Here is a 20,641-nt window from a genome sequence, read left to right as displayed (position 1 = left end):
CATTCCTGCGGCAGGCTGTTGATGCAGTCATCTAACCTTCAATAATCACCGATAAAGAAAATTAATTTACTGATCGTGGTCATGCTCAGGGCGATGATAAATCGTCCTAACGTGTTGAGTGCCGAGACCTTTTCCATAGGACATTCGTCTGGAAAATAACGTGACAGCGTATTTATCCTCTTTATCTGTTAATGCCTATACTGTTTTTACGATATTAACGCTATGTGCCACCGATTGGGTTGGGGTAGCCATGCCTGTCGGCTGTTTAAAACAACGGGAATTGGTATCTAAAGGAAGATAACGCATTCTATTCGTTAATTTTTTTAGCTTAATTTCCCATCTAATAGGGCATGAATCAGGGAATTCCAGAACGTCTGTGAGATCGCGTGGGATAAGGGCACGAGACAACGGGCGGCACCGTCATGAGTAAAAAGTAAATACTTTTCCGACAGAGCGTGCGGGCGGGAAATATTTGTTAACGTCGCGGAGTGCATTATGGAATTTCTAAGAAATGTCAGCATAAAAATAATGGTGCTGTTCATAGTGGCTGCCACTGTTAGTGGCGTGGGGAGTGGCATCAGGATTCAGTCTTTAGCGGAGTTCGGCAACAACTGTGCGGGACGACTGATTCCCGATATTAAGAAATTGCAGAAAAGTTTGCGCGATACGGTGACGGTCATCCGGCAGAGCACGACGGAAATCAACAACGTGACGTCCAGCATTAAGGATGGCAACGATAACCTGTCCAGCCGCACAGGGTCGCAGCGGTGAGGGATGGGAAAAATTCTGATCCACTGCGAGGTGAACGAGCGACAGAAAGAATACGTGCACGCGTTGAACATGAGAGAGACGATGGGATGGGGGATGAACCGAGCAGAAAGGACTCTGCTGGTTTCTCTTGGTTTCTGACCGTCGTCTGAACGCGAGGGTAATCGCCCAGCATGGTCGGTGAAACGTGTTAACCGTGATGCGTGTAATGCGTTGGATTACAGAGGAAAATGGTGTTTTTCTCTGTAAATCTGACTGTGGTAATGTAAAGAAATGCCACTTTAAGACGGGGGTCTCTAGTCTTGAAATAGGTGATTTAAAGTTTTGGCATATTTATTGCTATATTTTATTGGTGATTTTTTGCCGCTTTTGAGATCGAAAAACCGGATTTTTCTAGGGTTATAGAAATAAAACGTTATTTTAGGGTATAAAATTAAACCTGAAACCATTTGTTACACACTAAAGTGGTTGTTGCTTATGTTTTCGTGACGTAAATCAAGACAGATGGCAGCTTCAAAGTGATAATAAGAATAAATATCATTTGTGCTTTATCACTCGCTTATGTCTATCTTGCAAAGAACGCTTCTCGTGTTGTGTTGGCTGTTGAGTTGTTCAGTGGCCGTTGCCGCGACCGATTACGCCTCATTTATTCAAGATATCGAAACTCGGCTGGATAAAACGGCTCAGCTCTATGAGCAGCAAAAGCCGGATGATGCCCGCACCGAAGTTCAGATGGCCTATTTCGAGGTGTTTGAAAACCTTGAAGGCCCTATCCGCATCAACATTTCTGCGCAAAAAAGCTATCAGTTGGAAGCGACCTTCGGTGAAATTCGCCGCATGATTGGCGAAGGCAAACCGCAGGACGAGGTGCAAGCGAGAATCTCTTGGCTGAAGGGCGAACTGGATGCCGTTCTGCCCGTGCTGTCGGAAGGGCACAAACTGGTCGCGCAGGAGCAGCACGGTGCCTATGACAACACCGACATTGCGCCGTACTGGCAGCAGAGTTTCAAAATCATCGATGATCAGCTCGCGCTAGCCGTGACGGAATATCAGGTCGGCGATTACAAAAAGGCCAGTCAGAGCGTGCAGCAGGCGCACTATCAGGGTTTTAAAAACTCTGAAATGGAGATGTCGGTCAGGCAGAATCGCTCGGCGCAGCAGGCGGCTTCCATTAATCAACAATTCTCCGCGCTGATTACGTTAGCCAGCCAGCCCGATCAACTGACGGATATCGCCTATCGGGTCACCACGTTGTTGCAGGATATCGAAGATGCTTTGCCGGGATTGCCAACAACGCGTGACAGCCAGCAGGTGACGGCGACATCTGCCGCGAACGCGGATACCGGTGCGATGCCGGATGCGAACTGGGCGAAAGTCGCCGACGATATCAATCAGGCCATTGCCGCTGCGATCGCGCAATACCGTCAAGGCCAGGTCAAGCCCGCCATCATGGCGGTGCAGGACACCTATTTCGATCTGTTTGAAGCGACTGGCATGGAGAACAAAATTGGTTCTCGCGATGCGGCATTCAAATCGACGCTCGAAGGCTATTTCACCCGTCTGGTGAGTTTGATGAACGCCAAACAGCCTGCGGAGCAACTGCAAGGGCAGGCCGACGCGCTGCAGCAGGAACTGGCGAAGGCCGTGACCATGCTGGGCGACGGTGGCGAAACCCACTGGAGCCTGTTGATATACAGCCTGCTGATTATTGTGCGCGAAGGTTTGGAAGCCTTGCTGATTGTGGCAGCGATCGTGGCCTATCTGGTGAAAAACAATCAGCAGGACAAGCTGCCGCTGATTCGCCAGTCGGTTTACGCCGCGCTGCTGTGTAGTGTGATTACCGCCGTCATTTTCCAACTTGTGTTCACCCATTCCGGTGCCAGCCGTGAGCTGCTGGAAGGCATTACGATGCTGATTGCCGTCGAGATGCTGTTCTTCATGAGCTACTGGCTGTTGTCCAAAGTGGAAGCGCGGCAATGGAAGGCTTATCTGGAAGGCAAACTGTCGCATTCGCTAAGCAGCGGTTCCATGATCGGCCTATGGCTAACCAGCTTTCTGGCTGTGTACCGCGAAGGTGCGGAGACGGTGCTGTTCTATTACGCGCTGGTCGGTGATGCCAGCAACATGGCGGGGCATCTCTCTATTCTGGCTGGGCTTGTCATCGGCTGTGTGATCCTGCTGATTGCCTACTTCGTGATGCGTTACACCATCGTCAAACTGCCGCTGAAGCCGTTCTTTATGTTTACCGGATGCTTTATGTACCTGATGGCGTTTGTGTTCGCGGGTAAAGGCGTGCTGGAACTGATCGAAGGCAAACTGTTTGAACCGACGTTGCTGACCGGCGTACCGGAAATCAGCGGGTTGGGGATTTATCCTTATGTTGAGACGCTGATTCCACAGGGTGTGCTGGTGGTCGCGGCGCTAATCGCCTTATGGGTGATGCGGCGCAGGGCGCTGCCATCTGATAAAGAAGGCATTCGACGTGAATTTAATACTGAAAGCAATAAGAGCAGCAAATAACCATAACAACCCCAATCGCTTAGCGAATTAAGCGAAGAGGGACGACTGAGATGAGGATGGGTTTGATGAAGAGGCAAAAAAGTCTGATTGCGGGTGCCGTTATTGCCGGTATTTTCACTGCACCTGCCGCGCTGGCGTTTAAAGAATACCCAGCGGGTGAGCCGGTTTCCATGAACGAAATGGAAATTGCCGCTGTTTATCTGCAACCTATCGACATGGAACCGCGTGGCATGGGCCTGCCTGCCGCGAAAGCGGACATCCATCTGGAAGCCGATATCCACGCCGCTGAAGGTAACAAGAATGGCTTCGGTGCCGGTGAGTGGATGCCGTTCCTGACCATCGCGTACACCCTGACTAACACCGATACCGGTGCGAAGCAGGAAGGCACCTTCATGCCGATGGTTGCCAGCGATGGCCCGCACTACGGCGCGAACATCAAAATGATGGGCGTGGGCAACTACAAAGTGACTTACCACATCGATCCGCCATCAAAAGCTGGTATGCACCGTCACACTGATGGTGAAACGGGCGTAGGCCGCTGGTGGAAACCGTTTGATGTCAGCTTTGACTTCAAATACGTCGGCTTAGAATAAGGTCTTCTGTCCGCGATGTTCTGTCGCGGCCATGTTCACGCCTCTGCGGGTACACTTTTGTTGCCCGTAGAGGCGGTGATTTTCCGGCCAACGTGCTGATGCCACTCGGTATCGCACTCAACCGACGCACCTGCAACTTGAAAGGTGACGGGTATATATGAATTTTTTTATCACGACCCTCCAATCCTTCCTGCCGATAGCGCTATTGCTAGGGCTGAACTGGAGCCATCGCTCCACGCCGACAGTCAAATCGCTGGGTTGGATCACGCTGCTGGCGCTGTTTGCCGGGACGTTTATTGGCGTGCATTTTCCTAACGGGCAAGCGTTTCTGCTGGGATTTACGGCGCTTCAAGCGCTTGCCTTGATCCTGTTCCTGGCCTGTCAGTGTTTTTCCCACCCGCGTCTTGGCTATCTGTGGCAGGCGCTGTTGGTAGCGGGAGCGGCGGTGCAGTGGGGCAACGATCCCAATCTGACCGCGCTGACAACCACCCATGTGGTGAATACCGATCTGCTGCTGAATTTCAGCGCGGTGCTGCTGGCGTTTGGCTGGCTGGTGTTCTGTGCCGCGCTGTGCGGCATGATTACGCGCCGCATTCGTTTACTGCGCTGGCCGCTTCTGGCGCTGTTGGTTGCACTTCTGCTGTTGCCGATAAGCGGTAATCTGCTGCTGCTGTTGATGAAATTACAGGCGCTGGGGCTCACCAAGCCGCGTCTGAGCTATGTGGCGCACGTCACCAACAGCGCGTATTTATTAAATTACCTCAGCGCATTGTTCATGGCGGTGTTGGCTGCCGGGCTGGTTTGGCCGCTGCGGCATGCGCATCGCCAGATGTTGGCCACGCATGAGGCGATTGAAAAGCGTAAAGCGACAGCAGGCTATCGCACGCTGCGCCGCACGTTGTTGGCAACGGTCACCGCGTTATTGGTGGTGGTGTTGGCCCAGCTTTATTGGGACAAGGTCGCGTCGCAACCGCCTCGTCTGTCTGAAGCACAGCCCGTGACGCTGGCGGCCGATGGCAAAGTGCATATTCCGATTGAGCAAGTGCGTGATGGCAAGCTGCATCGCTTCGTGTGGATTGCCGATGACGGCAAGACCGTGCGCTTTTTCATCATTAACCGCTATCCCGACCGCCTGCGTCTTGGCGTAGTGTTTGACGCCTGCCTGCTGTGCGGCGATCAGGGCTACGTGATGGAAGGCAATCAGGTGATTTGTGTCGCCTGCGGCGTGCATATTTTCATTCCTTCTATCGGGAAGGCGGGCGGCTGTAATCCGGTGCCGATTGAAGGCTGGAGCAACGACGATAATGAGCTGGTGATTGGGCGAGCCTCACTGGCGGCAGGCACGAATTACTTCTCGACGGTGGTGTCGATGGACGTTATCGATCCGGTTGATGGCTCCAAACTGACCAACGTGAATGCGGAACATAAATATCGCTACGGCGGTAAAACGTACTTCTTCTCGTCGGAGGCCAACTACAACCGCTTCCGCGAAAGTCCCGCGAAATTTGCCACTGCCAAAGCGGCGGCTGGCGAGCAGGCTGAGGAGGAATAATCATGCTGTGGCGACTGTTACGTCAGTCCTGGCGCAGAAATATTCGGCGTAAATCGCTGGCGGTGCTGACCGTGTTTTTGGCGGCGGGGTTGATCTCTGCGCTGCTGGCGGTGTCCATCGATATCGGCGACAAAATGGCGCGTGAGCTGAAGTCCTACGGCGCGAATATTTTGATTGAGCCAGCAGGGCAAGCGGCGCTACCCGCGCTGTTTGGCGAACGCAGTAATCCGCTGGAAGGGCAGGATTTCCTCGATGAGGCCGAGCTGCCGAACATCAAAGATATCTTCTGGCGCAATAACATTGTCGGCTTTGCGCCGCTGCTGAGCGGCGATGTCGAGATCAAGGGACAGCCGATTGCCGTGCTGGGCACCTTCTTTTCTCAGCCTGTTGCGGTGCCGGATGAAGAAGACTATCGCTCGGGACAAATGACCGTTAGCCCCTACTGGCAGGTGGCGGGGCAGTGGCCGCAGGAACCGGTGACGACGGAAAATGTGGCGCAGACGCTGGTAGGAAAACAGCTGGCGGCGCAAACGGGCTGGAAAGTCGGGGATAAACTCGCCTTGCACGGTGCAAAAGGGGACGCAACGGTAGAGGTTAGCGGCATTCTGAGCAGCGGCGGTGATGAAGAAAGCCGTCTGGTGATGCCGCTGGCAACAGTGCAATCGCTGTTGGGGCTGGCTGGTAAAATTCAGGCCATCCGCGTGTCAGCGCTGACCGTGCCGGAAAATGAACTGTCGCGGCGGGCGCGGGAAAATCTGGAAGCGCTGAATGCCGAAGAGTATGACCTCTGGTACTGCACCGCGTATGTCTCTTCGATTGCGCACCAGTTGGAAGAAGCGATTTCTGGCTCGGTGGTACGTCCTATCTGGCAGGTCGCCGCGTCGGAAGGCGTGGTGATCGACAAGATCCAACTGCTTCTGGCAGTGGTGACCTTCGCCGCGCTGGTGGCGGCAGCGATGGGGATTGCCTCGCTGATGACGAGCACCATTATGGAACGAGCAAAAGAGATCGGGCTGATGAAAGCGCTAGGCGCGCGCCAGTGGCAGATCATGCTGCTGTTTTATCTCGAAGCCGCGCTGAGCGGTCTGGCTGGTGGTATCGCGGGCTGTGTTGCAGGCTGGGGGTTGGCGAAAGCCATTGGCCTGATGCTGTTCGGCGTACCGCTGAGTTTTGCGTGGATCGTTATCCCCTGTGTGTTGGTGATCTCGATGCTGATTGCCATCATCGGAACGTGGTTCCCGGCGCGCCGGATCGCCAAACTGTATCCGGTGGAGGTGCTGTATGGGCGCTAATAGCTGGATGAACAGCATGTTCTGGCGGCTGGTGTTTCGCGCACTGCGACTGCGTATGCAGCGCGTCAGCGTAGTGTTCGCCGCGCTGACGGTGGGAGCGGCGATTGTGACGGCGATGTCCGCCGTCTATTTCGATATCAACGCCAAGATGAGTCAGGAACTGCGCACCTTCGGTGCGAATTTTTACATCGGGCCAGCGCGGGGCAATACGATTCCACAAAGCACGTTTCAGCCGATTATCGACAACGCACCTGCTGGGTTGATCAATGCGTCCAGTCCTTATCTGTACGGTATGGCGCGTACGGAGCTGGAAAAAGTGGTGCTGATGGGCGTGTGGTTCGAATCGCTGCGGCAGCTGGCACCGTACTGGCAGGTCACGGGTAACTGGATTGGCGTCAGCTTTGATGACCGTAATGCCATGATCGGGGTGAAGCTGGCGGAGCGGTTGAACGTCAAAGTCGGCGACAGCATCACGCTGGTGGGTGATGGCGGGAAGCAGCGGTTGCAGATCAAAGGCATCGTAGAATCCGGCGATGCGACAGACAACATGCTGATTGTAAATCTGGATCTGGCGCAAAAGTGGTTGGATAAAGAGGGCGCGATCAGTAATGCGCTGCTGAGCGTCAGCAACGATCTGGGGCAGGTCGATCGCTTCGCTGCCCAACTTCAGCAGCAGTATCCGCAGTTGGAGATCCGCCCGATCCTGAAGGTGTCGGCGTCGGAAGGCCAGGTGCTGAATAAAATCAAAGGGCTGATGGGGCTGGTATCGGCGGTGATCCTCGTGCTGTCTTCCCTGTGTGTAAACACCACGCTGATGGCGATTGTCGGTGAACGTGCCCGCGAATTTGCGCTACAGAAGGCGCTGGGCGCGAGCGGACGAGACATCATCCGGCAGATGCTGGCCGAAACCGGCATCATCGCACTGGCAGCCGTGGTGTGCGGTTCGCTGCTGGGGTATCTGCTGGCTCAGGTGCTGGGGATGGCGGTATTCAACGCGACGATCTCGCTGCGGTTACCGGTGTTCCCGCTCACGCTGGTGCTATCGTTATTGGTTGCTGCCGTGGCGGCGGTGGTTCCCACTCGGCGGGCGATCTACGTCGAACCAGCCAAAGTCTTGAAAGGAGAGTAGCTCGATGTCTGTAGAGGTGAACGTGCAGGAAAGGGCGCAGGCCGCGGAAGCGGTGATTGAAACTCGCCAGCTCTATAAACGCTTTGGTCAGGTTACCGCGCTGGAGAACATCAATATCCGTATCGCGCGCGGCGAGTTTGTCGCCATCATGGGCGCGTCCGGTTCGGGTAAAACCACGCTGATGAATATTCTCACCTGTCTGGATACGGTGAGTGAAGGGCAGGTATTGCTGGACGGCGTCGATGCCGCTGGGCTGGATGAAGAAGGGCGACGCCAGTTCCGTGCCGATAAGATCGGGCTGGTATTCCAGCAGTTCCACCTGATTCCGTTTTTGACCGCGCTGGAAAACGTAATGCTGGCGCAGCACTACCATAGCGTGGTGGATGAAGCGGCGGCGCAACGCGTGCTGGAACAGGTTGGGCTGGCGCATCGCGTCGATCACTTACCGAGCCAGCTTTCCGGCGGTGAGCAGCAGCGCGTGTGTATTGCCCGTGCGTTGGTGAATGAGCCTCCGGTGATTTTCGCCGATGAACCGACGGGGAATCTGGATGAAGAGAATGAACAGCGGGTGCTGGATCTGCTGAAAGATCTGCATCGGCAGGGGCGTACCATTGTGATGGTGACGCACAATCCTGAATTAGGTCGGTTTGCTGACCGCATTATCCGCCTGCAACACGGCAAGTATTTTGGTGAAGAGGTGAATCATCATGAAATGGCGTAACGCGATTACCGCGCTGTGTCTGCTGGGCGCAGCGGCACTGAGCGGCTGTAAGGAAGAACAGGTTGGCGTCGGGGCGCAGGCACCGGCGCTGGCGGCCTACGATCTGTCAGGGCAGCAGGTGGATCTATCACGCTGGCAGGGGAAAAGCGTGTACCTGAATTTCTGGTCGTCGGGCTGTGGTGGCTGCATGATCGAAATGGGCGCGCTGGAGAAACTGAGTCAGGAATATGGCGATAAAGTGGTGGTGGTGGCGGTTAACACCGATCCTGACGGCGTCGATGTCACCTCAATGCTGGCGCACCATAAGGTGACCTATCCGGTGGTGCGCGATCAGTTAGGCATTACCAAAGAGCGCTATCAGGTCAGCGGCACGCCAACTTCATTTATTATTGATGCGAACGGCAAGGTGACCGATCAGCATCAGGGTGCAAGGGATGAAGCGCAACTGACCGCACTGTTTCAGAAGCTGGCAAGCCGGACATAAAGACCGGCTTGTCTTATTTCCTCACTCGCTTTCACTCAGTCCGTGAAATCGGCACCTGAACTTCCACAATCACAGGTTCCGGTTTCACCCGCATGGCGTAGATCACCCCGACAATCAGGCAGATGATGCCGCAGAGCGTCAACAGCGGCGGCCAGGATTGCCGGATGATGAAGGCATAGGCCAGCCCCGCCAGCGTTTCAAACACAATTAGTGGCCCCACCAGCACCGTCGGCAGACGCTGGCTGGCTTCGTTCCAGAACAGCGTACCGATCCACGAACAAAACAGCCCAATCGCCAGCATCAGCGGGATGAAAACCTCAGGCCGTGGGCCGAACGGCTGCGTAAAGGTGCTATCCGTTAGCGCCAGATGGCCGCACACCACGATATACCCCACCAACGCCAGCGGTAGCGTGACCAGCCCTTGCGCCGTGGCCCAGGTGGTCGGCGTATTGCCTTTGTGGTCGCGCAGCCAGCGGGCGTTGCGCAGTGGATACCAGGTCCAGCAAACCACGGCGAGAAACGCCATCACAATCCCACTGGCATAACGCCATAAATCGAATTCGACGGTGGTTCCTTTCAGTTCCGCCATATTGACGCAAACCAACCCCGCCGCAATCAGCAGCAGCGAAGGCAGCAGCCGACGCCAGGCTACGCGGCCATCGTGCTTGCTATACAACACATTCGCGGTGACAGAAATCACCACGGGCAGGGTGCCGATAATCATCGTCGAGATCGGCGCACCGGTACGCTGGATGGCGCTGGCGAGCAGGAAGTAATACAGCAGGTTGCCGATAATCGTGAGCTTCGTGGCTTCCAGCCAGTCGCGGCGGGTTAACTGGCGCAGACGACGGCGATCGAGCCACGCCAGCGGTAAGGCAATCAATCCAAAAGCCAGATAGCGTCCGGTGGACTGCAAGGCCGCAGAGTAGTCCGGTACGAGCACTGGCCCAACGAAAATCAGCCCCCACATCAGCCCAGCGGCAAGCGCAAATAAAACACCAATCAGCATAATAAACCCGTTTTTTCACAATAGTGCATCGCGCCAGTCTAGGGAGGGTCGGCGATGAATTATTGTAGGATATTGCTGTTTATTCCCGTCATACTTCAAGCTGCTTGTGCGTTGGCTGCCCTTACTCACCCCAGTCACTTACTTGTGTAAGCTCCTGGGGATTCGCTCGGTTGCCGCCTTCACGCAACTCGAATTATTTAGGGTATATCATCTGTGGGGAAGCGGTGAAAGCATGCGTGCTGAAAGCGTTAGCGGCGAACTGGATACACCTGCTTTTGGTAGCGAATGGGCGTGACGCCATAGCGCTGGGCAAAGGTGCGAGTCAGATGCGCCTGATCGGTTAACCCGACGGCGACGGCGACATGGGCGGCCGCCATACCGCGTGTCAGCATCTGTTTAGCCTCATACAGTCGGATTGCCATCAGCATCTGGTGCGGCGTGACATGAAACTGCGCTTTGAACTGGCGCAGGAAATGATACGGGCTGAGGGAAACCAGCGCCGCCAGCTCTTTCAAGGTAATCGTGTGGGCGAAGTTTTCCCGTAAGTAATCCTTCACCACATCAAAGCGGTGCAGCGGTTCAATCCTCTGGCGTTGGGCAATGTGCGCGTGAGGCCGGAAAAGCGCAATCAGCGACAGCAGCAGGCTCTCACTTGCCAATGGGTCGGTCGTCTGCCACAGCGCGGCCAGCGTCATCGCCAACTGGCGTGCGGTTGCCGGATCGTGGCGCACGACGTCGGTAAACCACCAGCCTTTCTCGCCGGAGACGTTCTCCAACACATCGGGTGGAATGTAGATCATGCGATAGCGCCAGCCGTCTTCCGTCGCGGATTCCCCCGTATGTAGCTCATCAGGGTTCATCAACACTAACGAATCGACAGGCGCAATATGCTTGGCACCACGATAGCGGAATCGCTCCGCACCGTCATCGATGGTGCCGATGCCAAACGCTTCATGCGTGTGCGGCTCAAAGGCATAACGGCAGATGTGCGCGTGATAAAGCTCAATGCCGGGCAGCGCCGGTAAGTGCCGGAACTGGGCATAGTCTCTCTCATCGGTAAACTGTTCCGGTACACCCTGCATGCTGCCACCTTGTCTCTGATTCTGACCGTCATCATAGCAGTGATAGCACGTCAGCTTGAAGTCGTGCGTCCTATTTAGACTGAGCAGAAATACGGGAAAAAGGGAATAAAAGCGCGGAGATAAATAGACCGGAAAGGCATAAATCATAGCGAAATGGTTGATTAACGGTGCGTGCGTAACAAAAGTGACTTCATCTAACTATTTGATTTTACTATTTATATCTATTCCTTGTTAGATAAGGTTGCGCGACAGACATACCGTTAGTATAAAAAAATATAATCAACTCCATTTGCTTATTTGTTCTGGCTCTCATTACTTGCATCAATATTGCTATCTGTAATAAAGAACAAGGGAGTGAAAGGTGAACTTTCAGCAACTGAAGATTATTCGTGAATCAGCACGGTGCAATTACAACCTGACCGAGGTGGCGAATACGCTGTTTACCTCCCAATCCGGCGTAAGTCGCCACATCCGCGAGCTAGAAGAAGAGTTGGGGATTGAAATCTTCATCCGTCGCGGCAAACGCCTGTTAGGCATGACCGAACCGGGAAAAGAGCTGCTGGTGGTGGCAGAGCGCATTCTGAATGACGCCAGCAATATCCGGCGGCTGGCGAATGTCTTCACCAATAACGACACCGGTCAGTTGGTGATCGCGACCACGCATACGCAGGCGCGTTACAGCCTGCCGCCGGTGATTAAAGCCTTCCGCTCGCTGTATCCGCAGGTGCGTCTGGTGCTGAATCAGGGCACGCCGGATGAAATCGTGGCGATGCTCCATTCCGGTGAGGCCGATATCGGCATTGCCAGTGAGCAGTTGATTAACGCTCCCTCGCTGGCGGCGTTTTCCTACTATCGCTGGCACCATTCGGTGATTGTGCCGGAGCACCATCCGCTGACGCAGGAACCGGTTATTACGCTGGAGATGCTGAATGCGGAGCCGCTGATTACCTATCGTCAGGGAATTACCGGTCGCTCGCGCCTGGATCGCGCGTTTCAGGCTGTGGGCATGTCACCGGATATTACGCTGAGCGCGCAGGATTCGGATGTGATTAAAACCTATGTCGAACTGGGGCTCGGGGTGGGGATTGTGGCCGATATGTCATTCGATCCGATGCGAGACAAAGGTCTGGTACGGTTGAATGCCGAGCATTTGTTTGAAGCGAACACGGTCTGGCTGGGGTTAAAAAAGGGTCAGTTACAACGTAACTATGCCTGGAAATTTATTCAGCTGTGTAATACAGAAATGTCGCTGGATGACATTAAAGATAAGGTGTTCTCGGCTAACGATGAAGCGGTGATTGATTACCAAATCTGAATGACATAACCGTTTCCTAACCCGATGCCCAGCCAGCATTTTTTCTGACTGGGCGGGTCTTTACTTGTTCGACATACAAGTCTTTTTCACGACAATATTCGCTGAGTTCAGCTTCATTTAAACTCGTCGTTTCAATCACGGTGGCAAGCTTTGCTTCTGCCGACCAATGCTCTGGGGTGGATTTATTTCCGGGCACAGGACGACCTTCTTGTTTGGCTTTATCGCGCCAATTATAGAACGTTTGCAGGCCAATCCTTTCACTTCTTGCCACTTCAGCAATAGTCATGTTTAAAGGAGGCAGCAATTTACTCAAGATCGCTTGTTTACGTTTTTCACTATAGCACGGCACAATCAAGCCTTAACGCCCCAACTGGTTAAATGTTAAGTCGTGACAACTATCCTGCTAGGGGGTGTGTTTTAAAACCTTACCTGAGAGAGTATTATATCCATGCAATAGGAACTACGGCTCTGAACCGTAGAATGGAATTTCTTTGTATGGAGACATAATGTCCAATCTTATTTATCTTAGCGTTACCGGGGAAAAACAGGGACTGATATCAGCAGGATGTTCATCTCTGGACTCTATTGGCAATAAGTATCAATCGGCACATGAGAATGAAATTTTTGTTTATGAGTTGGTGAACAACATTAGTCGGGAAGAGAATATTTCCATGCTTCCTGTAGAAATCCGAAAGCCAATTGATAAAGCCACGCCATTGTTCGCTCAGGCAATTAATGATAAGGAAAAGCTGGAGTGCATTTTTTCGTTCTACCGAACGGCGCAGTCTGGTGGAAATGAACTTTATTTTAAGATGAAGCTTCGGGATGCACTTATCAGCAACATTCGCTTTTTCTACCCTAATTCACTGACACATAATGAAGTTCAGCCACAGGAAAGCGTATCATTCAAGTTTGCTTCTATTGAATGGGAGCATGTTATTGCAAGAACAAGCGCTTACATGCTTTGGCAGAATGTAGCCTACTAAAATTATATTAAAGGCCGAATTATTTTCGGCCTGATTTTTTTGAAAAGAATTTTATGTCTACATAAACAATAATAACAATCGAAAGAATAGTCAACTTACCCCAATGGTCGGGGATGAATTCGTAGAATAAAACCCCCAAAACAATCATTAATGCCATTGTGGTATAGGTGTTAATAAACTCTTTAACGGCATAAGAAATTATTTTTTGTAAGCTCATTTTTTTAGAATTCCGTTTATTGCTTCTGTGATATCGATCTTGTCATAGGGATTTTTGGGCACGTAGGGAGACAGGCGCTCTTCAAATACGAAGTATAACATCTCAACCTGCATAGCATAGAGAGACCAGTATAGCTCCGGACATACGTCATGCAGGTGTCGTGCAGACATTGCCGCCTTCTGAACTTTCCCATGAAATGTGAGAGCACTCAGCCCTATCAGCGAGTATTTATTAATCGTTCTGCGAATGGATAGTGAAAAATTCAACGAAGTTGCAATATGCTTTGCAAGCAGATAAGCGACTGACATTTTTACTGCTCGGCTTGTTGCGAACTCTGATGCAACTGATACGCCTAATATGGCTTTAGCTATTAATTCTTGCTCTCTTTCTTCAGTATCTTTTAAAAGTATTTTAAGATACTCTATTAGCATATCTATTATTACATCTTTTCTCTTGTATATCTGTTTAATAGCCAAATACATTCTTTCATTTTCAGATTTTAGTTGCTGACAGTCAGAATTATATTTTTCTATAAAACAGGATGAATACCATGTTGCTCTTTCTATACCACTGTGTAAATCATCACCAATTTTTATTGTATCATCTTTAATTTTATCTGCCATACTGTCCAGATGAGTGGCAAGAACTCTTTCAGATTCCATTTTGTATTTTAAATATTCTGATAATTGCATATTACATCCCTTTTATTAGGCTATTTCTCTCCCTGTATACAGGTAGTTTACCCGAATAATTGGCGATATTTCAATATTTTTGCTTGACTAGTGATTTTCATTCTACTAATTATGGTGTGAAGATATTGTTTTTTGAGAAAATGCGACAATATATCCTTATATAAGTAAAATTTAGCGGTTGGAGGATATGATGAAAAATCCCGTAGCTGTAAAACTACGGGCTGATTCTTTCCCTCTGGGCAGGTCTTTACCTTTCGATTTCGTCGCGATTTTTTGTATCGCGTTACCCGCCGTTTTCTGTACTTGATTCAGCATAAATAGGGTTTATCGTGCCGATAATCTGCTTGATCTGAACGTGCCGGAATAGTAACATCCCTATTATAACAATAACTTATGTCTGTATTTTTGTTAGGTGATACAAATACTTGTGCGTTTTTATTGAATAATTATGCTAACAATTTTGGTGTCACAATAGCAAGTTTACCCTAAATAATGCGAGTTGCAGGACAAAACGTGTGCGTTTTGAACAACGTATAAGCGGCTTGAGGTATGGCGGGTTAATCCATCAGACATCCTTCTCACTAGTCAGTCACCTCCACGTTGATTTTTTCGGTTCGCATTGCGCCGGAGTCGCGCTAGCGCCATGTTTATGATGGCGGGGAGTTTAAAACGGAAAATGACGATGAAAACACAAAAAATCAGCCTTGCCTGGCAAATCCTTATCGCATTGGTTCTGGGTATTGCACTCGGTGCCGTGCTGCATGAACAGCAAGAAAGCCGCCAGTGGCTCATCAGCAATATTCTTAGCCCTGCGGGCGACATCTTTATCCGCCTGATCAAAATGATTGTTGTCCCGATTGTGATCGCCACGCTGATTGTCGGGATTGCGGGCGTAGGGGATGCCAAAAAGCTCGGACGCATCGGCTTCAAAACCATCCTCTATTTTGAAATCATCACGACAGTGGCGATTATCCTTGGCATCACGCTGGCGAACATCTTCCAGCCAGGCCACGGCATTGACATGTCGACGCTGACCGCCGTGGATATCTCGCAGTATCAAAAGACCACCGAGCAGGTGCAGAGCGGTTCGCACAGTCTGGTGGGGACGGTGCTGTCGCTGATTCCGCCGAATATCTTCGCGGCGATGGCTCACGGTGAAATGCTGCCGATTATTTTCTTCTCGGTGCTATTTGGTCTGGGGCTATCTTCGTTGCCGAAAGATCACCGCGAACCGCTGCTGAACGTCTTCCGCGGCGTGTCGGAAACCATGTTCAAGGTGACGCACATGATCATGCGCTATGCGCCAATTGGGGTGTTTGCGCTGATTTCCGTCACGGTTGCCAACTTCGGTTTTGCGTCGCTGTGGCCGTTAGCCAAGCTGGTTATGCTGGTTTATGCCGCGATTTTCTTCTTCGGGCTGGTGGTGCTCGGTATCGTCGCACGCCTGTGTAAGCTGCGTATCACCCTCTTGATCCGTATCCTGAAGGACGAGTTGATCCTCGCGTACTCCACTGCCAGTTCCGAAACCGTGTTGCCGCGCATCATTGAAAAAATGGAAGCCTATGGTGCACCGAAGTCGATCACCAGCTTCGTGGTGCCGACCGGTTACTCCTTTAACCTCGATGGCTCTACGCTGTACCAAAGTATTGCGGCGATCTTCATCGCACAGCTCTACGGCATCGAGCTGTCGATTGGGCAGGAAATCGTACTGGTGTTGACGCTAATGCTGACGTCCAAAGGCATTGCCGGTGTACCGGGCGTGTCGTTTGTCGTACTGCTGGCGACGCTGGGCAGCGTCGGTATTCCGTTGGAAGGTCTGGCGTTTATTGCGGGCGTTGATCGTATCCTAGACATGGCGCGTACCGCGCTGAACGTGGTAGGAAATGCGCTGGCAGTGTTGGTCATCGCCAAGTGGGAGCACCAGTTCGATGAGAAAAAAGCGCAGGCCTACGAACGTGAGCTCAAGGGGATAAGCACGCAGCCAGCCCAGCGGGGATAATCCTCGTCATAATGTAAATAGCGATAATGAAAGCGGGCGCATTGAATCATCAATGCGCCCGTTTCTTTTTCTTACTTTGGCATCTACCGCCACGTTCTGCTGAGCGGTTGAATGCAGATAATGACTTACAGGAAGCCGTACATCGCGGCAAACACCCACCCAAAGACGCAGGATGTGCTCACGCCAATCAGGCCCGGCAGAATGAAGCTGTGGTTGATAACGAAACGACCGATTTTAGTGGTACCGGAACGGTCAAACTGGATAGCCGCTAGATCGCTTGGGTAGGTCGGCAGAATGTAGTAACCATAACAGGCTGGTGCAGACGCCACGATATACGCTGGATCCACCCCGATGGCTAGCGCAACGGGCACAATCGCCGCCAGCGCCGCTGCCTGCGAGTTAACGAACTTGGACACAATCAGCAGGATAATGGCGTAAGCCCACGGGTAGACCTTCACCATTGAGCCGAGTGTGCTTTTGATCTCTTCCAGATGCGCGCCGAACATGGTTTCCGCCATCCAGGCGATACCGTATACCGCGACGATGGCAATCATCCCCGAACGGAACACTTCATTCTTCGAGATTGATGATGGATTGGTTTTGGTCGCGATAATGATGATGGCACCGGAAAGCAGCATAAACATCTGGATGACCAGCACCATCGACAGCGGCTTACCGGCAAAGACTGGACGCAGCTCTTCAACGGCACCCAGAATCGCTACCGCCGCGATGGTTGCCAGAAAGATCCACATGGCGATCCAGTTACTGCGCGGCAGTTTTCTGTCGAGCAGCGTGGCGGTATCGCCATATACATACTGTTTGTTTTCTGGATCGGCGATGAATGCCTGAAAGTCTTCATCTTTGTCCAGATCCTTGCCGCGGAACCAACTGAAAATCCCAATTGCCAGAATACCCAGCAGGGTAGAGGGAATAGTAATCGACAGCAGATCGAGAAATCCCAGATGTTTACCCTGGAAGGTGAAATTAGCCAACATGGCAACCAGCGACACCACCGCAACAGAGACCGGACTGGCGATAATCCCCATCTGAGCGCCGATCGAGCTGGCGGCCATCGGTCTTTCAGGACGGATATTATTCTTGATAGCGACATCATAAATAATCGGCAGAATGGTATACACCACATGGCCGGTACCGCACAGGATAGTCAGAATACAGGTGACGAACGGCGCGATAATCGAAACGTATTTCGGGTTACGCCGCAGCATACGCTCTGCGATTTGCAGCATCACATCCAGCCCGCCCGATGCCTGAAGCGTTGCCGACGCAGCCACCACGGCAATGATGACCAGCATGACGTCAACGGGCGGTTTACCCGGTTGTAGTTTAAAAATAAAGACCAGAATAACAAGTCCAATCCCGCCTAATAAACCCAGCGCGATCCCGCCTTTTCTTGCCCCGTAAAAAAGGCAGATTAGGACAATGACTAATTGAATGATGAAGTCCATAGTAGCCCCATTGCATTGCTTTATAAGATGAATTGATTAGTTAGAATTAAAATAAGTGAGTTTTTACTACGGCTACTATATGGACGGGTTGTTATTTGTTTTCTTGATCTAAATCTATTAATTTTTATCTTTGCGCTATTTCCTGAAAATAAAAGATCTCGCTCGCAATAATTGCGCCTTTTGGTTTATTTAGTTTTTTAAGTGTAAATTTAATTTATTAATAATTTGAAGGTGTGCTTCTTGATGTGGTTGTTAATGAATGACAGGCGATTTTCAAAACTGATTAAATTCTTGTTCTTATTTTGTTGTGCTTTATGTTCTTTTACTTTTTGTTCTCGTTAACGTTAATCGCAAAAAACCATATCCTAACGTCTCTTTTTCTACCTCCAACGAGGTATTTTTGCATATTGTATTGTTTTTAAATGATTAGTTTAAAAAATAATAAAATGAATCCCTTTTTGGTAATGAAGTCAACGTCAGACCACTTGATAAGTGCCGAAAAATAAAAATGGCTGCCGCGACATCGCTATTCACGTCGGGAATATAGCTGACTGTCTTTCTGCTATTTTTACATTGGATGCGAAGAGGGAGACTCTTTATAGTGTGATTGGTTATTAATATGAAATTTTTATAAGTTTTTTAGAATATATGGATGTCAGTTATTTTCCTTACCCCAGTAGCAGCAAGGCGGCGATTTTCCACTGCGTCATGCATGCTGTTGGATTTCAGGAGGATAATCGTTCATAAATCTAATGTAATTGATAATTATTATCATATATGACAAACCGGAAAGCAGCGTTAACTCTTCTTCAGATTGGCGGATTCTCGCCGTCGACTACACTTATCGTTGTTGACGTATTATTTAATTGAGAGGAATGACGATGGCGACGAAGGACGATCCCAAAGAGGTGACGGTCAGCGAAGGGCTGGCAAAGGTGCATGAGGCATCAGAGCAGTTGACGGAAGAAGAGATTGAAGCGCTGGCGGAGGAAGCCAGACAGGCCGCCACGCAGACGCAGAAAGGGTCGGGCAACGCGCCTTAGTGTAATGTGTAATGCCGCAGGTTGCAGAACAGAGCGACAGGTAAGCGCAACGTGGCAGGTTTTTTGCACAGACATTTTGCAGATAGTGATGAAAAACAAGATGGTTTTCTCTCTGTAAGGAAAATGTATGCACGATAAATTACTCATAGAAGGCAAGCTGGTCGCGGGGAAAGGCGAGGCGTTAGCGGTATTTAATCCTGCCACAGGAGAGCAAATTGCCGCCATTGCGCAGGCCGATTTGCACCAGGTTGATGCAGCCGTGCTGGCTGCGGAGTCCGCCTTTGCACACTGGGGACAAACCACGCCGAAAACGCGCGCGACGCTGCTGCTACAGATTGCCGACGCCATTGAGGAACACGCCGAAACGTTTGCCGAGCTTGAATCGCTGAACTGCGGTAAGCCCTACCATGCGGCGCTGAATGATGAAGTGCCTGCGGTCGCCGATGTATTTCGCTTTTTTGCCGGTGCGGCACGCTGTCTGAGCGGTTCGGCAGCGGGAGAGTATCTCGAAGGGCACACCTCGATGATCCGGCGCGATCCGGTTGGTGTGGTGGCGTCCATCGCCCCGTGGAATTATCCGCTGATGATGGCGTCGTGGAAGCTGGCACCGGCGCTGGCGGCAGGAAACTGCGTGGTACTGAAGCCGGCGGAGCAAACCCCGCTGACCACATTCTATCTGGCGCATCTGCTGGCGGAGATACTGCCCGCTGGCGTGGTGAATATTGTATTCGGGCGTGGGGCAGATATCGGCGATGCGCTGACGGGGCATGAGAAAGTGAACATGGTGTCGCTGACCGGCTCGATTGCAACCGGTGCGCATATTCTGTCGCATACTGCCGCGAGCGTAAAACGCACACACATGGAGCTGGGCGGCAAAGCGCCGGTGATTGTTTTCGACGATGCCGATATCGATCAGGTGGTTGATGGGATCCGCAGTTTCGGTTTTTACAATGCGGGGCAGGACTGTACCGCGGCCTGTCGACTGTATGTACAGCGTGCGATCTACGATGAGGTCGTAGAAGCATTAGGAAAAGCGGTGGCGACGCTGAAAATCGGCGATCCGCACGATGAAACCACCGAGCTAGGGCCACTGATTACTGAGCCGCAACTGGAGCGCGTGATTGGCTTTGTCGAACGTGCCAAAGCGCTGCCGCACATTACGGTGGTGACCGGCGGCGAGCGGGTGAAAGGGCAGGGTTTCTACTTCCAACCCACGGTTTTGGCGGGGGCAAAACAGGAAGACGAAATCGTCCAGAAAGAGGTGTTTGGACCCGTTATCTCCATCACGCCGTTTGATGATGAAGCGCAGGTGATTGGCTGGGCGAATGCCTCGCATTACGGGCTGGCCTCGTCGGTCTGGACGCGCGATATCGGGCGGGCACACCGTCTGGCCGCATGCCTTCAATACGGCTGTACCTGGGTGAACACCCACTTCATGCTGGTGAGTGAAATGCCGCACGGCGGGCAGAAGCTGTCCGGCTACGGCAAGGATATGTCGATGTACGGTCTGGAGGATTACACCATCGTGCGTCATATCATGATCCGGCACTGATGATCTTCTGCCTGCTTAGGGATTCTGTTTGTCCTGCACGAGAAACAGGTACTGATATAGCGCGTTTGTCCAGCCTCGGCGTGCCCCAAAAAAGGGCGCGCTGCGCAAAAGCGGGGCATCACGTGTTGCTTTTATTTTCTTCATACTGGCATGTGCCATTTTTATTGGTTATTAATTCCTCCTATTCGTATTTATTTCAAATAATTTACTGAATTTTTGGA

17 protein-coding genes and 1 pseudogene are annotated in these 20,641 nt (G+C 51.6%); 13 read left to right on the top strand and 5 right to left on the bottom strand.

Annotated elements, in window-relative coordinates; all coding sequences use genetic code 11:
- Positions 1-543 precede the first annotated feature (543 nt).
- The 8 genes from DMB82_RS13410 (at position 544) to DMB82_RS13375 (ending at position 9,059) form a co-directional block, all read left to right on the top strand.
- On the top strand, positions 544-771 hold the full coding sequence (locus DMB82_RS13410) for a hypothetical protein (RefSeq protein WP_226887598.1): 228 nt from the start codon (positions 544-546) through the stop codon (positions 769-771).
- A gap of 558 nt (positions 772-1,329) precedes the next feature.
- Positions 1,330-3,288 (top strand): FTR1 family iron permease, encoded by a 1,959-nt coding sequence (locus DMB82_RS13405; RefSeq protein WP_102118617.1) that lies wholly within the window; start codon positions 1,330-1,332, stop codon positions 3,286-3,288.
- Positions 3,289-3,353: 65 nt separating this feature from the next.
- A complete protein-coding gene (locus tag DMB82_RS13400; protein ID WP_102118673.1) occupies positions 3,354-3,881 on the top strand; it encodes an iron transporter in 528 nt (175 codons plus the stop codon).
- A 157-nt stretch (positions 3,882-4,038) separates the two neighbouring features.
- Positions 4,039-5,433, top strand: coding sequence for a Fe-S-containing protein (locus tag DMB82_RS13395; protein WP_116162366.1), 1,395 nt, complete (start codon positions 4,039-4,041; stop codon positions 5,431-5,433).
- Positions 5,434-5,435: 2 nt separating this feature from the next.
- Positions 5,436-6,725 (top strand): ABC transporter permease, encoded by a 1,290-nt coding sequence (locus DMB82_RS13390; protein WP_109226005.1) that lies wholly within the window; start codon positions 5,436-5,438, stop codon positions 6,723-6,725.
- Positions 6,715-7,854, top strand: a complete 1,140-nt coding sequence (locus tag DMB82_RS13385) for an ABC transporter permease (RefSeq protein ID WP_161973282.1) — start codon at positions 6,715-6,717, stop codon at positions 7,852-7,854. The genes DMB82_RS13390 and DMB82_RS13385 overlap by 11 nt, the downstream gene beginning before the upstream one ends.
- A 4-nt stretch (positions 7,855-7,858) precedes the next feature.
- Positions 7,859-8,575, top strand: a complete 717-nt coding sequence (locus DMB82_RS13380) for an ABC transporter ATP-binding protein (RefSeq protein WP_102118620.1) — start codon at positions 7,859-7,861, stop codon at positions 8,573-8,575.
- Positions 8,562-9,059 (top strand): TlpA family protein disulfide reductase, encoded by a 498-nt coding sequence (locus tag DMB82_RS13375; protein WP_116162368.1) that lies wholly within the window; start codon positions 8,562-8,564, stop codon positions 9,057-9,059. Before DMB82_RS13380 ends, DMB82_RS13375 begins: the two co-directional genes overlap by 14 nt.
- 31 nt (positions 9,060-9,090) lie before the next feature.
- Here DMB82_RS13375 and DMB82_RS13370 read toward each other — a convergent pair whose 3' ends face one another.
- Positions 9,091-10,068, bottom strand: a complete 978-nt coding sequence (locus DMB82_RS13370; RefSeq protein WP_116162370.1) for a DMT family transporter — start codon at positions 10,066-10,068, stop codon at positions 9,091-9,093.
- Positions 10,069-10,316: 248 nt separating this feature from the next.
- The gene (locus DMB82_RS13365) at positions 10,317-11,150 is read right to left on the bottom strand and encodes an AraC family transcriptional regulator (RefSeq protein WP_116162372.1); all 834 of its coding nucleotides are present in this window, start codon (positions 11,148-11,150) and stop codon (positions 10,317-10,319) included.
- A 361-nt stretch (positions 11,151-11,511) separates the two neighbouring features.
- Between DMB82_RS13365 and cbl the strand changes: the two genes are divergently transcribed.
- Positions 11,512-12,465 (top strand): HTH-type transcriptional regulator Cbl, encoded by a 954-nt coding sequence (gene cbl / locus DMB82_RS13360; RefSeq protein ID WP_116162375.1) that lies wholly within the window; start codon positions 11,512-11,514, stop codon positions 12,463-12,465.
- A 58-nt stretch (positions 12,466-12,523) separates the two neighbouring features.
- Here cbl and DMB82_RS13355 read toward each other — a convergent pair.
- Positions 12,524-12,814: pseudogene (locus DMB82_RS13355) on the bottom strand (transposase); the annotation flags it as partial.
- A gap of 157 nt (positions 12,815-12,971) precedes the next feature.
- On the opposite strand from DMB82_RS13355, the gene DMB82_RS13350 reads away from it, so the two are divergent.
- On the top strand, positions 12,972-13,451 hold the full coding sequence (locus tag DMB82_RS13350; RefSeq protein ID WP_039326242.1) for an Hcp family type VI secretion system effector: 480 nt from the start codon (positions 12,972-12,974) through the stop codon (positions 13,449-13,451).
- Between the two features lie 213 nt (positions 13,452-13,664).
- Here DMB82_RS13350 and DMB82_RS13345 read toward each other — a convergent pair whose 3' ends face one another.
- Positions 13,665-14,360, bottom strand: coding sequence for a hypothetical protein (locus tag DMB82_RS13345; RefSeq protein WP_116164698.1), 696 nt, complete (start codon positions 14,358-14,360; stop codon positions 13,665-13,667).
- A 682-nt stretch (positions 14,361-15,042) separates the two neighbouring features.
- On the opposite strand from DMB82_RS13345, the gene gltP reads away from it, so the two are divergent.
- Complete coding sequence (gene gltP, locus DMB82_RS13340) at positions 15,043-16,359, top strand: glutamate/aspartate:proton symporter GltP (RefSeq protein ID WP_116156264.1); 1,317 nt, start codon at positions 15,043-15,045, stop codon at positions 16,357-16,359.
- A 125-nt stretch (positions 16,360-16,484) separates the two neighbouring features.
- Here the strand turns inward: gltP and DMB82_RS13335 are convergent, their stop codons facing one another.
- Complete coding sequence (locus DMB82_RS13335) at positions 16,485-17,825, bottom strand: anaerobic C4-dicarboxylate transporter (protein ID WP_102118629.1); 1,341 nt, start codon at positions 17,823-17,825, stop codon at positions 16,485-16,487.
- Between the two features lie 881 nt (positions 17,826-18,706).
- On the opposite strand from DMB82_RS13335, the gene DMB82_RS13330 reads away from it, so the two are divergent.
- Both DMB82_RS13330 and patD read left to right on the top strand, forming a co-directional pair.
- A complete protein-coding gene (locus DMB82_RS13330; protein ID WP_167469184.1) occupies positions 18,707-18,868 on the top strand; it encodes a hypothetical protein in 162 nt (53 codons plus the stop codon).
- A 127-nt stretch (positions 18,869-18,995) separates the two neighbouring features.
- Positions 18,996-20,420 carry an aminobutyraldehyde dehydrogenase gene (patD, locus tag DMB82_RS13325; RefSeq protein ID WP_039498720.1) on the top strand — a complete coding sequence of 475 codons (1,425 nt, stop codon included), beginning with the start codon at positions 18,996-18,998 and terminating at the stop codon, positions 20,418-20,420.
- Positions 20,421-20,641 lie beyond the last annotated feature (221 nt).

Origin of the sequence: Pectobacterium aquaticum, assembly GCF_003382565.3 — a bacterium.
Classification (GTDB): Bacteria; Pseudomonadota; Gammaproteobacteria; order Enterobacterales; family Enterobacteriaceae; genus Pectobacterium; species Pectobacterium aquaticum.
This window is presented reverse-complemented; position numbering and strand designations above follow the sequence as displayed.

Excerpts from the sequence above, each read along its gene's own strand:
- DMB82_RS13365 (WP_116162372.1), bottom strand. The coding sequence starts at position 11,150 with ATGCAGGGTGTACCGGAACAGTTTACCGATGAGAGAGACTATGCCCAG.
- DMB82_RS13380 (WP_102118620.1), top strand. The coding sequence starts at position 7,859 with ATGTCTGTAGAGGTGAACGTGCAGGAAAGGGCGCAGGCCGCGGAAGCG.
- DMB82_RS13390 (WP_109226005.1), top strand. The coding sequence starts at position 5,436 with ATGCTGTGGCGACTGTTACGTCAGTCCTGGCGCAGAAATATTCGGCGT.
- DMB82_RS13350 (WP_039326242.1), top strand. The coding sequence starts at position 12,972 with ATGTCCAATCTTATTTATCTTAGCGTTACCGGGGAAAAACAGGGACTG.
- DMB82_RS13400 (WP_102118673.1), top strand. The coding sequence starts at position 3,354 with ATGAAGAGGCAAAAAAGTCTGATTGCGGGTGCCGTTATTGCCGGTATT.
- gltP (WP_116156264.1), top strand. The coding sequence starts at position 15,043 with ATGAAAACACAAAAAATCAGCCTTGCCTGGCAAATCCTTATCGCATTG.
- patD (WP_039498720.1), top strand. The coding sequence starts at position 18,996 with ATGCACGATAAATTACTCATAGAAGGCAAGCTGGTCGCGGGGAAAGGC.
- DMB82_RS13385 (WP_161973282.1), top strand. The coding sequence starts at position 6,715 with ATGGGCGCTAATAGCTGGATGAACAGCATGTTCTGGCGGCTGGTGTTT.
- DMB82_RS13330 (WP_167469184.1), top strand. The coding sequence starts at position 18,707 with ATGGCGACGAAGGACGATCCCAAAGAGGTGACGGTCAGCGAAGGGCTG.
- DMB82_RS13370 (WP_116162370.1), bottom strand. The coding sequence starts at position 10,068 with ATGCTGATTGGTGTTTTATTTGCGCTTGCCGCTGGGCTGATGTGGGGG.
- DMB82_RS13405 (WP_102118617.1), top strand. The coding sequence starts at position 1,330 with ATGTCTATCTTGCAAAGAACGCTTCTCGTGTTGTGTTGGCTGTTGAGT.
- DMB82_RS13345 (WP_116164698.1), bottom strand. The coding sequence starts at position 14,360 with ATGCAATTATCAGAATATTTAAAATACAAAATGGAATCTGAAAGAGTT.
- DMB82_RS13335 (WP_102118629.1), bottom strand. The coding sequence starts at position 17,825 with ATGGACTTCATCATTCAATTAGTCATTGTCCTAATCTGCCTTTTTTAC.
- DMB82_RS13395 (WP_116162366.1), top strand. The coding sequence starts at position 4,039 with ATGAATTTTTTTATCACGACCCTCCAATCCTTCCTGCCGATAGCGCTA.
- DMB82_RS13375 (WP_116162368.1), top strand. The coding sequence starts at position 8,562 with ATGAAATGGCGTAACGCGATTACCGCGCTGTGTCTGCTGGGCGCAGCG.